The organism is Janthinobacterium sp. HH106 (assembly GCF_001758725.1).
Classification (GTDB): Bacteria; Pseudomonadota; Gammaproteobacteria; order Burkholderiales; family Burkholderiaceae_D; genus Janthinobacterium.
In genome coordinates, this window is sequence record NZ_LRIC01000045.1 from 1 (window position 1) to 13885 (window position 13885).

Sequence of the window (13885 nt, forward strand, 5' to 3'; positions counted from 1 at the left end):
CACGACCCCTTGGTTCGTAGCCAAGTACTCTATCCAGCTGAGCTACAGCCGCAAAACTTCTACAACATTCCATCAACAACATGGAGGTGAAACTTGTCACAACAAAACCAGGCAAAGTCTGATTTTCAGTATTCTGGTGCGGCTGGCAGGAATTGAACCCACGACCCCTTGGTTCGTAGCCAAGTACTCTATCCAGCTGAGCTACAGCCGCGCAGGCAAACATTATAGCGTATTCATTTCGCTTTGAAAAGTTCGATTTTTCAATCGCTTAGCTGATTTTGCAGAATACCGCCCCGCATGATCGACTACCTTTTCACTGCCAAAAAGCTGACGCCTTTTTATCGCAGGGCACTTCTGCTTCCACAGTCGCGTCCAGCGAATCGAGGAGTTGCTGCCTCGAAAGAAGCGGGATTATAGGGACTGCTTTCCAGCCTGTCCAGTGCTATCTGCAGGCGGCGCGCAAGCGTGCGGTGGCGGTGCCCCGCTTGGGGCTACAATACCAGCCAGACAGGGGCGCTCTTGCCTCCCCGGATGCATGACGGCGGACATTGAGCATCATGACCTATTTAACTGAGCTTAGCGACGGCGGCCCGGCGGGACAAGCGCCCGTGCGGCAGATTCATTGTTGCAGGATTTCCGATGGCCAAGCATGACCGCGAGCAAGATCTGCTTCCCCCATCAGCGCCGCTGAGCCTATCGGACGAGCGCCTGTCCAACTTGCTGGAAGGTATTACCGACGGCTTTTGCCTGCTCGACCGCGACTGGACCATCCGCTACCTCAATACGCGCGGCGCCGCCATGCTGGCGCCGCAACACGCGCCTGGCACCTGCCTGGCGGGGAAGAACCTGTGGCATGCCTGCCCCGCCCTGCATGGCACGGAACTCGAAACCCAGTACCGGCGCGCCATGGCGCAGCAGCTCAGCTGCAGTTTCGAACTGCTGTATCCGCCGCTGGGGCGCTGGCTGGAAGTGCGCATCTTCCCTTCCAGCGAAGGCTTGACCACGTATATCCAGGACATCAGCCAGCGCAAGGCGGCCGAGGAAAACTTGCGTCACAGCGAGGAAGACTTGCGCGCACTGGCCAATTCCATCCCGCAACTGGCCTGGATCGCCAGCTTCGATGGCACCATTGCCTGGTACAACCAGCGCTGGCACGACTACACGGGCACCACTGCCGAACAGATGGCGGGCGACGGCTGGAGCATCGCCTATGACGCGCAGCACCTGCCTTCCATGCTGCAAGCCTGGAAGGCCGCCTTGCGCGAGGGCACGCCCTTCGAAATGGAGTTCCCCATCCGCGGTGCCGACGGCCAGTACCGCTGGTTCCTGACGCGCGCCAATCCCGTGCGCGACCGGGGCGGCCAGCTGCTGCGCTGGTTTGGCACGAGCACCGACGTCGACCAGGTCAAGCGGGCGCAGGAAGCCTTGCGCGATGAAACGCGCGTACTCGAGCTGCTCAACAATACGGGCGCGGCCCTGGCCAGCACCCTCGACTTGCCGGCCCTGCTGCAGGAAACCGTCGATGCGGCCACGCGCATCAGCGGCGCGCGCTTCGGCGCCTTTTACTATGATGATGCGGGCGATATCCACGACGATCCCGACGCCCTGCCCGCGGCACGCGCCGTCAACGGCATCAGCCTGCGCCAGGCCGATGCCATCGCCACGGAACTGCGCCAGGGAGCGGCCATGCGCCAGAACGACTTGCTGGCCGCGCCCGACGCCAGCGCCGGCGGCGCGCCGCCGCTGCGCAGCTGCCTGAGCCTGCCCGTCAGCTCGCGCTCGGGCCTGCTGCTGGGGCGCTTGCTGCTCGGCCATCCGCAAGCGGGCATGTTCAGCGCGCGCAGCGAACGCATCGTCTCGGCCATCGCGGCCCAGGCCGCCGTCGCGCTCGACAATACGCGCCTGTACGCGGCCGCCACGCGCGCCGCCGAAGAGCGCAAGGTGCTGCTCGACAGCGAACGCGAGGCACGCGCCGACGCCGAGCGCACGAACCAGCTGAAAGACGATTTTCTCGCCACGCTGTCGCACGAACTGCGCACGCCGCTGTCGGCCATCCTGGGCTGGGCGCAAGTGCTGCGGCGCGGCACGCGCGACCAGGCCGACCTGCATCGCGGCCTGCAAAGCATCGAACGCAATGCGCGCGCGCAGGCGCAACTGATCGAAGACTTGCTCGACATGAGCCGCATCACTTCCGGCAAGGTGCTGCTGGACCTGCAAACCATCGTGCCCGCCAGCATCATCGCCTCGGCCATCGAAACCCTGCGCCCGGCGGCCGACGCCAAGCACATCGCCATCCACAGCAACATCGCCAGCGATGCGGGCAGGATCACGGGCGACCCCAGCCGTATCCAGCAAGTGATCTGGAACCTGCTGTCGAATGCCCTGAAGTTCACACCGCAAGGCGGCCGGGTCGAGATCGGTGTGCGCCGCGAGGCAAGCCGCCTGGCCATCACGGTGAGCGACAACGGCGTCGGCATCAAGAAAGACTTCCTGCCCCACGTGTTCGACCGTTTCCGCCAGGCCGACGCCTCCACCACGCGCCGGCATGGCGGCCTGGGGCTGGGACTGGCGATCGTCAAGCACCTGGTGGAGCAGCATGGCGGCACGGTCACGGTCAGCAGCGCCGGCGACATGCAGGGCGCCAGCTTTACCGTGCGCCTGCCCCTGGGGACGCGGACCGCGCCGGCGCGGCCAACGGGCGGCGACTTGCCCGCCAGCCATGACTTGCGCGGCGTCACCGTCCTGCTGGTCGATGACGAGGCCGATGCGCGCGAACTGACGGCGCGCATCCTGCGCGACAGCAACGCTGAAGTGCATGGCGCCGGCAACGTGGCGCAAGCGCTGCAACTGCTGGACCAGGTACACCCGCATGTGCTGGTCAGCGACATCGGCATGCCCGACGCCGACGGTTTCGACCTGCTGGCGCAAATCCGCGCGCACGCTTCCCCTGATGCGGCCCGGCTGCCCGCGCTGGCACTGACGGCGTTCGCGCAACCGCAGGACCGCCAGCGGGCACTGGCCAGCGGCTTCCAGGCCTGGGTCTCGAAACCGCTCGACCCGGCCGAACTGCTGGCGGCCGTGGCGCAACTGGCCGCAACGCGCTCCCTCGCGCAGCGTCCTGAAGAGGGCAGCAATACGCCGCCCTAAAAAGATGATGCAAAGAAATACATGATGCAGTACAAAATGACTATTTTCATGGGCTAGCCTTCCTACTTTCAGACGCGGCTCTGTCCTACAAGCAACTAAGCTAAAGTTTGCTACACTGAAATGCAGAAACGCACCTGCACGGCAGGCTGGAGATGGCGGCCTGGGCCGGCGAGAACGTCAGAAGCGAGCTCAAGCGCTGTTGTGCGCCCTAACTTGTTGCAAGGCGCTACTATCTTCCCCACTGCCGTCAGCCCATCATCTGCGGTGGAAGCCAGCGTTGCATAGACCGTATAACCGAGACCTTACATGCCCAGCCAAGATGAGATTTTGAAAGCCAAAATTTTGGTCGTCGACGATTCACCCGACAATGTTGACCTGATGCTGGAAATCCTGCGCGATGCCGGCTACACCAATGTGACGGCCACCATGCGTCCGGCCCAGGTTTGCCCCCTGCACCGGGAGCATTGCTACGACCTGATCTTGCTGGATCTGCAAATGCCGGAACTCAATGGTTTCCAGGTCATGAAAGGCTTGAAGGAAATCGAGCATGGCGGCTACCTGCCCGTGCTGGCCCTGACGGCACAGCCGAGTTTCAAGATCGCCGCCCTGGAAGCGGGCGCGCGCGACTTCATCAGCAAGCCCTTCGACCTGATGGAAGTGCACAAGCGCATCCACAACATGCTGGAAGTGCGCCTGCTGTACAAGGAACTGGCGCAATACAGCAAGCAGCAGCAGGAACTGGCGCTGCACGATCCGCTGACGGGCTTGCCGAACCGGCGCCTGCTGGAAGACCGCATCGAGCATACCTTGCAGCAATCGGCCCGCAGCCGCGGCAAGTCGGCCATCCTGTACCTGGACCTGGACGGCTTCAAGGCCATCAACGACAGTTACGGCCACGGCTATGGCGATGAAATCCTGAAAATGGTGGCGGCCCGCCTGGTGAGCGCATCGCGCAAGGAAGACACTGTGGCGCGCATCGGCGGCGACGAATTCGTCATCGTGCTGGGCAACCTGGCCGGCAAGGGCGACGCACGCGAACCGGCCGCCAAGCTGATCGAAGTCATTTCCGAGCCGTATTTCATCAACGACCTGACCCTGCGCCTGTCGACCAGCATCGGCATCGCCATCTACCCGGACGACGCCAGCACCGTCGAATCCCTGCTGGGCGCGGCCGACACGGCCCTGTACGAAGCCAAGCGTGCCGGCAAGAACCGCTTTTGCTGCATCCCGCACGAGGTGATCGCCTCGCAGGTGAATATGCAAAAAAACAACATTCCGTCGATCGCCTGAGTTTTTACGCGCACCGCACATGAAAAAAACCGGCAAGCCACGTTGATGGCTTGCCGGTTTTTTTCATGAGCACGATGTTTTATTTCTTGCCAGCTGTCACTTCATGCTGGCCCGCATGCTGGTGGTCCGTTTGTGCATCGACGGTTTCCGGCGGTACTTCGATGCGCGTGATGCCGGCATCAACGGAGATCGGGTCGCTGGCGGGGAAGGTCATTTCCACGGCGTCGTCAAGCAACTCTTCCTTGGCCCGCTCTTCGCCGCTCATGCCTTCTTCATCGGCCAGGATGGCCAGCGCGCTGGCCCATTTCACGAAATTAAGGTTGGACAACTCGCGTACGGTGGTCACGCCAAACGCTTGCTGCAAGGCCTTCGCATCCTTCGCGCTGACGCCGCGCAAGGCGCTGATGGGGGCATTGACGATGTCGCGGAAGCTTTTGTCGAGGTATTCCTTGTCGACGATGGTTTCGATATTCATGGCATGTCCTTTCGTTTCGGTAAACGGGCCTGTACTGCACCCTGCGCCGCGGGGCGGCTATGCTGCATGGAAAAATGCACAACCCCACTATGGCAGCGTGTGGCGTCCCGGTATGTGCGCAGCCGTACGTAAAGACGGGAACAACTTCCTGCTGGCGCAAACAGAAATATTGCCTATCATATAAAAATGATGGGAGGAGATTAAAATTGCCGAAAAGACAGAAATTTTCCATCCATGCGCCCCGCGATGAAATCCTCATGTATGATCCACAACTTGAATTTGGTCCACCTTTCACCATTCACGGGGCGCTATGTCCGCACAAACAGATCCGAACAAGGAAGCGGCCCAGGCCGATGCGGAACGCGCCGCCGATCTCAGCGAGTTGCTCGGTCATGTCAACACCAGCTGGGACAATGAACGGCGCGCCCTGTCGCGCCAGCTGCACGACAGCCTCGGCTCGTCGCTGACGGCGCTGACCATGCACCTGTCGCTGCTGACGCAAAAAATGCCGCAGGAAGCGGCCTTGCTCGACCGCGCCGCGACCATGAAGCAATTGCTGCTGAATGTCATCGAGACCAACCGGCAAATGCAGATGAAGCTGTGGAACGACAAGCTGGAGTTTCTCGGTGTGAATGTGGCGCTGGGCGAGCTGGCTGCGCAATTTGCGGAACAGCACAAGATCACCGTGCGCTGCAGCCTGCCCGAAGATGAACTGATCTGCCCGCGCAACGTGGGCGTGGCCCTGCTGCGCACCCTGGAAGAGGCGCTCAGCAATATCGCCGCGCACGCGCAGGCAAGCGAAGTGGATATCATCATTGACGACAATGACGAGGCGCTGATGATGACCGTCAAGGACAACGGCAGCGGCTTGCCGGCCAGCGTGCCCGTCGAAATGAGCAAGCATGGCCTGCGCGCCGTGCGCGAGCGCGTGCATTACCTTGGCGGCAGCCTGAGCCTGACGGCGAATCCGCAAGGCGGCATGGCCCTGACTGCCGTCTTGCCGCGCATTAGCCCGAAAGAATAATCCCTGCCAGACAGCATCGGGCCGGAACATCGCCGGGCGCCCTGCCCCGCTCAACGATACAACGAGGAAACCGCATGCAACGACTGATCCCCACCCTGCTGGCAGCGCTGCTGGCCATGGGAGCCGCCCAGGCCGCCGACAAGACCGTGCCGCCGCCGGAAACCGTGGACAAGCTGGCCTGGCTGGCCGGATGCTGGAACGTCGACGGCGCCGAACCCGGTTCCGGGGAACAATGGAGCACGGCCGCCGGCGGCACCATCCTCGGCACCAGCCGCACCGTCAAGGGCGGCAAGACGACGGCCTTTGAATTCGTGCAGATCCGCCTCACCGAACCGGGCCAGCTGGCCTACATCGTGCAGCCGTCGGGCGAGCCGCCCGTGATTTTCAACCTGCTGCGCCAGGACAAGCCGAATGAATTCATCTTCGCCAACCTGGACAATGACTTTCCGAGCCGCATCACCTACCGCCATGACAGCGAGCGCATCTTACACGCCAGCATCACCGGCACCTTGAAGGGCAAGCTCACCACCATCGCCTTCCCCATGACGCGGGGCCGCTGCGAAGCGGCGCCCGTCGCGCGCGGCAAATAAAAAGGGGCCGCAAGGCCCCTTGTTTTGTTACGGCGCAAACTGCTTAATGCAGCTTGACCTGCGGCGAGCTGCGCTTGATCAGGAAACGGCCCATGGCCATGACGGCCGTGCGCACGGTGCCCAGCACGGCGTTGTGGTGCATCAGGTGCAGGCTCACATACATCATGCGCGCGACAAAGCCTTCGACGAACCAGCTCAGGCCCTTCAGCGACCCCATCAGGGTGCCGACCGAGGTGGTGCGGCCAAACGACACCAGCGAACCGTAGTCCAGATATTCGTACGGCCTGGTTTGCGGCGGCTTGCCCTTCGCCTGCAGCAGGAACGTTTTCAGCAGGTAATCGGCTTGCTGGTGGGCAGCCTGGGCGCGCGGCGGCACCAGCTTGCCGTCGGGACCCGTACAGGCGGCGCAATCGCCCAGCGCGAAGATATTCGCATGGCCCTGCACATTGAGCATGCCCGTCACTTCCAGCTGGCCAGCGCGGTTGGTAGGCAAGCCCAAAGTGGACAGGAATTCCGGCGCGCGGATGCCGGCTGCCCACACGCAGATGTCGGCCGCATAGCTGGTGCCGCTGGCCACCGTCACCTTGTCGGCTTCGATCGTGGTGACGCGCGTATCGGTCACCACCGTGATGCCATGCTGGTGCAGCAGTTTCGAGGCGGCGATGGAAACGCGCTCGGGCAGCGGCGCCAGGATGCGCGGCGCCCCTTCGAGCAGGGTGATGCGCACATCCTTGATGGCGTTGAGATTCTGGAAACCATACGCGGCATACACGCCGCTCGCTTCGCGCAATTCGGCCGCCAGTTCCACGCCCGTCGCGCCGCCGCCGATGATGACGATGTCGACACCGGGATGGCCCGCGTCGCCCTGGCGCTGTTCAGCCATGGCCAGCAGTTTCAGCAGCGTCAGACGGAAACGTTCGGCGTCTTCCGTGGCATTGAGGGAAATCGTGTTTTCCTGGGCGCCGGGTACGCCAAAGTAATTCGAGGTGCTGCCCACGGCCAGCACCAGCTGGTCGTAGCTGACCTGGCGCTGCGGCAAGAGCTGCTCATCCTTGTCCGTGGCGATGGCGCCCACGGTGAGGCTGTTCGACGCTGCGTCGAGCCCGATCAGGGGACCATAGACATAGGTAAAACCATTGTCATGCGCCAGCATCTGGTACGACAGGCCCTCTTGATGAATGTCCAGGGTGCCGGCCGCCACTTCATGCAGTGACGGCTTCCAGATATGGTACAGGCGGCTGTCGACCAGGGTGACCTGGCCTGGGCCGAGCTTGCGGCTGAGTTTGCAAGCCAGCTCCAGGCCGCCTGCACCTCCTCCTACGATAACGATTTTACTATGCAAAGATCCTCCTGCTTGTTAATCCCTGTGCCCGTTGCCGTTGCCGTTGCCGTTGCCGTTGCCACGACCATTGCCATTGCCATGGCCTTTGCCCGGCTTGTCATCATGCTTGTCGCGCTTGTCATAGTGCTTGTCATGCTTGTCGTCATGACGGTCGCGGTCGCCGTAATCGGGACGGCCATGGTCGCCATGCTGCTGGCGGTAGCGGGGCACATATTGGTTGTTATACCAACCATCTTGGACGAAATATACCTCTTGGTTACAGGCATTATACTTGCGGCAGTGCTTGGACCAGTGTTTCGCATGGCCGGGCGGTACGCGCAGGTAGATCGGGGCGGCCGAATAGTATTGCGGGCGCTGCACGATGACGGGTTGGGCGTAGATCAATTGCGGCGCGGGATAGTCGCCTATGTCGATGCGGCCGTAAAAGCCTGGCTGGCCAACGGTGACGGAAACCTGGGCAACGGCGGCGGTACCTGCCGACAGCAGGACGGCGGCGAGAATGAGGGTTTTCATGAGGACACTCCTTTTATCAGTTATGCCGCAATTGTAGACCTTGTGTGACTAACTGTTTGTTCGCAAGGACACATAAGGAATCCCGTCGCAATCTCACCACAGTTTGCCCAAAGGCACTACCAAGCCGCTGAACAGCGACCAGTCCGGCGACGCCGCCGTCAAGCCACGCGCCATGCCGATATCGATGGCCAACCGCGGCGTGGGGCTGTAGGTGGCAGCCAGCAGCAGCTGCGCCGTGGCTGGCGCGCCGCGCAGGCGCGTGCCCGACACTTCCGCCGTGGCGCCCCAGCGGTCGCTGACGGGCGTGGAAAAGGAGGCCGCCCAGCCCGTTTGCACCCTGCCCGTGCCAGGGTCGGAAGCCCCCAGGCGCGTGGCGTTCAGGTTGGCGTCCATGTGCACGGCGCCCAGGTCGCGGCTGAAAATACCGTTCAACGAGACGTCGCTCTTGCCGCTGCCGATGCTGTCCTTGGCAGTGGGCAACTTCCAGCCCAGTTCCAGGCCCAGCGCCGTGGCGCTGTCGAGCAAAAAGGCGCCTTTGAGCACGACCGTCGTGTCGCCCACGCCCGTCTCGCGCCGGCCCGTGTCATCGCGCGCGCGCACGAAGCCCTCACCTTCGAGCAGCACGCCCCATTCGGGCGTGAACGCCAGCTTGAACGTGTACGGCAAGCTGGCGCGGCGCGCGTCGTCCGTTTTCGACAGCAGGCCGCCCGCCTCGAATTCCAGCTGGCCCGGCACGGGCAGCTGGGCGGGACTGGCCACCGATGGACGATAAGGCAGGACGGGATCGCCCTCCTGCGCCTGCGCCAGGGGCGCCAGCGACAGCAGCAACAGGGAAAAACTGAAGGAGGACAGGAAAGAAGATGGCATGGGGAACCCGGAAGTGGCAAACGCGCAATAGCGACAGCCTACCACCGCCGCGCCGATCGCGCCCAGTCCAGCCGCCGTCAGGCCAGGCGCCGCACGCCCGGCCTGGCCGCCGGCGCGGGCCGGCGCAGCGGCGTGACGTTGCTGGCCGCCGGCACGGCGATGCGTTCGGCCTGGGCATGCAGACGGAACACGCCCACTAGTTCCGTCAGGGTCTGCGCCTGGTCCTGCAGCGATTCGGCGGCGGCTGCCGCCTCTTCCACCAGGGCCGCATTCTGCTGCGTCACCTGGTCCATCTGCAGCACGGCCTGGTTGACTTGCTCGATGCCGGCGCTTTGCTCGGCGCTGGCGGCCGTGATTTCCTGCATGATATCGGCCACCTGGCGCACGCTGGTCACCACCTCATCCATCGTCCTGCCCGCGTCATGCACGAGTTTGGAGCCGATTTCCACCTGTTCGACGGAGTCGCCGATCAGGGTCTTGATTTCCTTGGCGGCACTGGCAGAACGCTGGGCCAGGCTGCGCACTTCGGATGCCACGACGGCAAATCCCCGCCCTTCCTCGCCCGCCCGGGCCGCTTCCACGGCCGCGTTCAAGGCCAGGATATTCGTCTGGAAGGCGATGCCATCGATGACGCTGATGATGTCGACGATCTTGCGCGACGACGCATTGATCGATTCCATGGTCTGCACCACCTGCCCCACCACGGCGCCGCCCTTGCCGGCCACATCGGACGCGGCGCCGGCCAGCGCATTGGCCTGGCGCGCATTGTCCGCGTTCTGCCGCACGGCCGAGGTCAGCTGTTCCATCGATGACGCCGTTTCTTCCAGCGAACTGGCCTGCTCTTCCGTGCGCGACGACAAGTCGAGGTTGCCCTGGGCGATTTCGCTCGAGGCCGTGTTGATGGTATCCGTACCCGAGCGCACCTGGCTGACGATGCCCACCAGCTTGTCGCGCATGGCTTTCATGGCGAACAGCAGGCTGGCATTGTCATGGCTGGCCGTGCGGATATCGATGGTGAGGTCGCCCTCGGCGATGGCGCCGGCGATCCTGACGGCGTACGCCGGTTCGCCGCCGAGCTGGCGCGTCAGTCCGCGCGTGATCAGCGCCCCCAGCGCCAGGCCGGCCGCCATGCTGCCCAGCACCAGAGCGATCATGAAGCTGCGGCTGGCCTGGTACACGCCCGAGGCCTGCTCGGAAGCCGCCTTGGCGCGCTCTTCCTTCTGCAGCGAAAGTTTATCCAGCATACCGTCGAGTTCATCGGCATGCTGGCGCGTCTTGTTGAGCAGTTCGACCAGTTGCGCGCTGCGCTGCGCCAGCGGCTCGGCCGCCGCCAGCGCCAGGGCTTGCTGCATGGTGGCAATGTACTCCGCTTCGACAGCGGCGAAGCGGGCAAACAATTCCTTGGCGGCCGACGTGACGAACAGCGGCTGGGCCTTGGCCAGATAGCTTTTATTTAACTCGAGGAATTTGCCGATGTCGGCCTGGCGCGTGGCGCGCTCCTCGGCGGTCGTGGCCAGCAAGAAATTGCTGCGCGCGCGACCCACCTTGATCAGGGCGATATTGGCTTCCTTGATGTACGACAGCCCCAGCAATTCATGGTTGTACATCTGCCCCGCCATGGTATCGATCTTGCCCATGTTGAAGATGCCGATGCCGGCCACGATGGCCCCCATCAGCGCGACGCAAAAGAAGGCAGCGAGCAGGCGCGTCCCCACTTTCATTTTACTCAACATGTTTCCTCCCAGACAAGACGGTAGCCAATAATTTAAGCTATGACTTGAATATAAGGAAAAAACTGTCACTAAAATGCTCGGATTGTCACTAACCAACAATTCCTTGATACAAAGCAACATGCCCCGGGGCGTGCCATGTTAGCAATCCCCGGGAGAGCGTCAATGGCCGCTGTGCCCGCCTGGCTTGCGCACCGTCATTTCCACGCCGCTTTTTGCCGCCGGCTTGCCCGCGCCCTGGCCCCGCACCGGTTCCGGCACGGCGCCCGTCCATTCATAGGCCACGCTGCCGGCCGGGTGCTTGTACCAGCCCGGGTCGCGGTAATCGCCCGGTTTCTGATCCTTGCGCACCTTGACCGTGGTAAACATGCCGCCCATGCCGATGGCACCGAAGGGACCGTCGCCGGCCATCATCGGCAAGGTATTGTCGGGGATCGGCATCTGCATCTCGCCCATGTCGGCCATGCCCCGCTCGCCCATCACCATGTAGCCGGGCACGAGCTGGTTGATCTTCGCCGCCACGCCCTGATGGTCGACGCCGATCATGGTGGGCACGTCGTGTCCCATGGCATTCATCGTGTGGTGCGACTTGTGGCAGTGGAAAGCCCAGTCGCCGAGGTCCGTTGCCGTGAACTCGACGGCGCGCATCTGGCCCACGGCGATATCGGTCGTCACTTCGGGCCAGCGCGATTCGGGGCGCGTCCAGCCGCCATCGGTGCCCGTCACCTCAAATTCATGGCCATGCATGTGGATCGGGTGGTTGGTCATGGTCAGGTTGCCCACGCGCACGCGCACCTTGTCGCCCTGGCGCACGACCATGGGGTCGATGCCGGGGAAGACGCGGCTGTTGAAGGTGAACAAATTAAAATCCGTCATGGTCATGATCTTCGGCGTGTAGCTGCCCGGGTCGATGTCGTAGTTGCTGAGCAAGAAGACGAAATCGCGGTCCACCTTCATGAAGTTCGGGTCTTTCGGGTGTGTGACCCAGAAACCCATCATGCCCATGGCCATCTGCGTCATTTCGTCCGCATGCGGGTGGTACATAAAGGTGCCGGGCCGCCTGGCGACGAATTCATACACGAAAGTCTTGCCAGGAGGAATGCCCGGCTGGGTCAGGCCCGTGACGCCATCCATGCCGTTGGGCAAGCGCTGGCCATGCCAGTGCACGCTCGTGTGTTCCGGCAACTTGTTGGTGACGAAGATGCGCACGCGGTCGCCCTCCACCACTTCGATGGTGGGACCGGGCGACTGGCCGTTGTAGCCCCACAGGTTCGCTTGCATGCCGGGCGCCAGTTCGCGCACGACGGGCTCGGCCACCAGATGGAATTCCTTGACGTTGTTGTTCATGCGCCAGGGCAAGGACCAGCCATTCAGGGTGACGACGGGGTTGTACGGACGCCCGTTCGGTGGCGGTGGCGGCGCTTTCGTGTCCGCGCCAGCCATGCTGACGGCTTCCGGCAGGGACGCCGCACCGACTCTGCTCACCGCTGCCGCACTGAGGGCGACGGCGCCCGCATTCATGAAAAAATTTCTACGTGTAATCATCATTATTCCTTGTTGGCTGGGCCGCTGCCATTGATGGCGCCTTGCAGTTCGGTTTGCGCGATCCAGAAATCGCGCTGGGTTTCGATGGCGCTGTTCACGCTGGCGACTTGCTCGCGCGCATCGGCCAGCAGTTCGAACACGCTGGCCAGCATGCCGTTGTAGCGCAGCAATACTTCATGCGAGATCGTCTTGCGCAGCGGTACCACTTCATCGCGGTAATGGCGCGCCAGGTCGTAGGCCGTGCGGTAGCTCGAATACGCTTCGCGCACTTCCGAGCGGGCCTTCACCGCCGTGCCCGCCGTGCGCTGCAGCGACTGCTCGTACAGCGCTTGTGCCTTGGTGTTGCGCGCCGCGCCCCAGTCGAACAGCGGCAGTTCCAGCGATACCTCATAGCCGTTTTCGCGCGGCGCCCCGCTCGTGCTCTTGTTGGTATAAGCCACGTCGAGCACATTGATGAAACCCGTCACCTTGGACAGGCCCAGTGCACTGGCCGTGGCATGGGCGTCAAGTTTGCTCATCTGCACGTCGAGGCGCTGCTCCATCGCCTGCGCCTCGATATTGCCAGGCTCCGCCGCCTGGGCCGGCAAGTCGGGCAGGCGCGACGGCAAAGTAAAGCTGGTCTGCTTGCCCCACAGGCCCAGCAAGCGCGTCAGGTGTTCGCGCGTCACCAATGCCTGGTGGCGGGCGCGGGCCAGGTCGCCGACGGCGTCCGCATAAAACACTTGCTGGCGCGCCTGGTCGAGGCGGCTCCAGTTGCCCGCCTGCCGCAGGCGCGTGGCCAGTTCGGCGCCCGCCTCGGCCGACAACAGCGCCCGCTGCATGAACGCTTCCGTCTGCACGGCGGCCACGGCATTGAAGTAGGCGCGGCGCGTCTCAAGCGCCAGCTGCACGGCGCTGCTGGCCGCCTGCAGCTTGGCTTGCTCGAAGCGGCCCCGCTCGATATTCACGCGCATCGGCATGGTCAGCAAGCCCGCCAGGTCGAAGCTGACGCCCCGGTCGATTTCATTGCCGTGGCTGCCGTGCGAGCGGCCGAACGACAGGCCCGGGTTGCGCAAGCGCCCCGCCTGCACCAGGTCCGATTCGGACGCGCCCAGTTCGGCCAGCGCCACTTTCATGCCGTGGTTGTTCATCAGGGCGATGCGCACGGCGCTGTCGGCGTCCAGGGGCTGGGCCAGCAGGGAAGCCAGCTTTTCCTCGCCGCCCTTGTCCGTCAATGCCGCAGGGGCGCCCGTGCGGGCGTCTGCCAGCGCGGACACGGCCTGCATGCCGCCATCGGGGCTGAAGCTGGCGCAGCCGCTGAGCAGCAAGGCGGCCGCCAGGGCCAGCGGCGTGAGGCAAGTTGATTTTGTAAAACGTGCCATC

At 63.4% G+C, this 13885-nt stretch carries 11 protein-coding genes and 1 tRNA gene; 4 read left to right on the top strand and 8 right to left on the bottom strand.

Annotated elements, in window-relative coordinates; translation table 11 throughout:
* Positions 1 to 134 precede the first annotated feature (134 nt).
* Positions 135 to 211: transfer RNA gene (locus JAB8_RS16805), tRNA-Arg, on the bottom strand.
* Positions 212 to 639: 428 nt separating this feature from the next.
* Here JAB8_RS16805 and JAB8_RS16810 point away from each other — a divergent pair.
* Both JAB8_RS16810 and JAB8_RS16815 read left to right on the top strand, forming a co-directional pair.
* Positions 640 to 3147, top strand: coding sequence for an ATP-binding protein (locus tag JAB8_RS16810; protein WP_070290680.1), 2508 nt, complete (start codon positions 640 to 642; stop codon positions 3145 to 3147).
* Between the two features lie 306 nt (positions 3148 to 3453).
* Complete coding sequence (locus tag JAB8_RS16815) at positions 3454 to 4437, top strand: diguanylate cyclase (RefSeq protein ID WP_070219228.1); 984 nt, start codon at positions 3454 to 3456, stop codon at positions 4435 to 4437.
* 79 nt (positions 4438 to 4516) lie between these two features.
* On the opposite strand, the gene JAB8_RS16820 is transcribed toward JAB8_RS16815, so the two are convergent.
* On the bottom strand, positions 4517 to 4912 hold the full coding sequence (locus JAB8_RS16820; RefSeq protein WP_070219229.1) for a hypothetical protein: 396 nt from the start codon (positions 4910 to 4912) through the stop codon (positions 4517 to 4519).
* 310 nt (positions 4913 to 5222) lie between these two features.
* On the opposite strand from JAB8_RS16820, the gene JAB8_RS16825 reads away from it, so the two are divergent.
* Both JAB8_RS16825 and JAB8_RS16830 read left to right on the top strand, forming a co-directional pair.
* Complete coding sequence (locus JAB8_RS16825; RefSeq protein WP_070219230.1) at positions 5223 to 5936, top strand: ATP-binding protein; 714 nt, start codon at positions 5223 to 5225, stop codon at positions 5934 to 5936.
* Between the two features lie 74 nt (positions 5937 to 6010).
* Positions 6011 to 6526 carry a DUF6265 family protein gene (locus JAB8_RS16830; RefSeq protein ID WP_070290681.1) on the top strand — a complete coding sequence of 172 codons (516 nt, stop codon included), beginning with the start codon at positions 6011 to 6013 and terminating at the stop codon, positions 6524 to 6526.
* A gap of 43 nt (positions 6527 to 6569) precedes the next feature.
* Here the strand turns inward: JAB8_RS16830 and JAB8_RS16835 are convergent, their stop codons facing one another.
* The 6 genes from JAB8_RS16835 to JAB8_RS16860 form a co-directional block, all read right to left on the bottom strand.
* Positions 6570 to 7868 carry an NAD(P)/FAD-dependent oxidoreductase gene (locus JAB8_RS16835; RefSeq protein WP_070290682.1) on the bottom strand — a complete coding sequence of 433 codons (1299 nt, stop codon included), beginning with the start codon at positions 7866 to 7868 and terminating at the stop codon, positions 6570 to 6572.
* Positions 7869 to 7883: 15 nt separating this feature from the next.
* Entirely contained in the window at positions 7884 to 8381 is a 498-nt protein-coding gene (locus JAB8_RS29550; protein WP_070290683.1) for a hypothetical protein, read from the bottom strand.
* 93 nt (positions 8382 to 8474) lie between these two features.
* Complete coding sequence (locus tag JAB8_RS16845) at positions 8475 to 9248, bottom strand: transporter (protein ID WP_254679534.1); 774 nt, start codon at positions 9246 to 9248, stop codon at positions 8475 to 8477.
* A gap of 77 nt (positions 9249 to 9325) precedes the next feature.
* Positions 9326 to 10981, bottom strand: a complete 1656-nt coding sequence (locus JAB8_RS30165) for a methyl-accepting chemotaxis protein (protein WP_071654425.1) — start codon at positions 10979 to 10981, stop codon at positions 9326 to 9328.
* A gap of 159 nt (positions 10982 to 11140) precedes the next feature.
* Complete coding sequence (locus JAB8_RS16855) at positions 11141 to 12523, bottom strand: copper oxidase (RefSeq protein WP_070290685.1); 1383 nt, start codon at positions 12521 to 12523, stop codon at positions 11141 to 11143.
* Positions 12524 to 12525: 2 nt separating this feature from the next.
* Positions 12526 to 13884, bottom strand: a complete 1359-nt coding sequence (locus JAB8_RS16860; RefSeq protein WP_070290686.1) for a TolC family protein — start codon at positions 13882 to 13884, stop codon at positions 12526 to 12528.
* Position 13885: the final 1 nt, after the last annotated feature.

Excerpts from the sequence above, each read along its gene's own strand:
- JAB8_RS16815 (WP_070219228.1), top strand. The coding sequence starts at position 3,454 with ATGCCCAGCCAAGATGAGATTTTGAAAGCCAAAATTTTGGTCGTCGAC.
- JAB8_RS16845 (WP_254679534.1), bottom strand. The coding sequence starts at position 9,248 with ATGCCATCTTCTTTCCTGTCCTCCTTCAGTTTTTCCCTGTTGCTGCTG.
- JAB8_RS16810 (WP_070290680.1), top strand. The coding sequence starts at position 640 with ATGGCCAAGCATGACCGCGAGCAAGATCTGCTTCCCCCATCAGCGCCG.
- JAB8_RS16855 (WP_070290685.1), bottom strand. The coding sequence starts at position 12,523 with ATGATTACACGTAGAAATTTTTTCATGAATGCGGGCGCCGTCGCCCTC.
- JAB8_RS16825 (WP_070219230.1), top strand. The coding sequence starts at position 5,223 with ATGTCCGCACAAACAGATCCGAACAAGGAAGCGGCCCAGGCCGATGCG.
- JAB8_RS16860 (WP_070290686.1), bottom strand. The coding sequence starts at position 13,884 with ATGGCACGTTTTACAAAATCAACTTGCCTCACGCCGCTGGCCCTGGCG.
- JAB8_RS16820 (WP_070219229.1), bottom strand. The coding sequence starts at position 4,912 with ATGAATATCGAAACCATCGTCGACAAGGAATACCTCGACAAAAGCTTC.
- JAB8_RS30165 (WP_071654425.1), bottom strand. The coding sequence starts at position 10,981 with ATGTTGAGTAAAATGAAAGTGGGGACGCGCCTGCTCGCTGCCTTCTTT.
- JAB8_RS16830 (WP_070290681.1), top strand. The coding sequence starts at position 6,011 with ATGCAACGACTGATCCCCACCCTGCTGGCAGCGCTGCTGGCCATGGGA.
- JAB8_RS29550 (WP_070290683.1), bottom strand. The coding sequence starts at position 8,381 with ATGAAAACCCTCATTCTCGCCGCCGTCCTGCTGTCGGCAGGTACCGCC.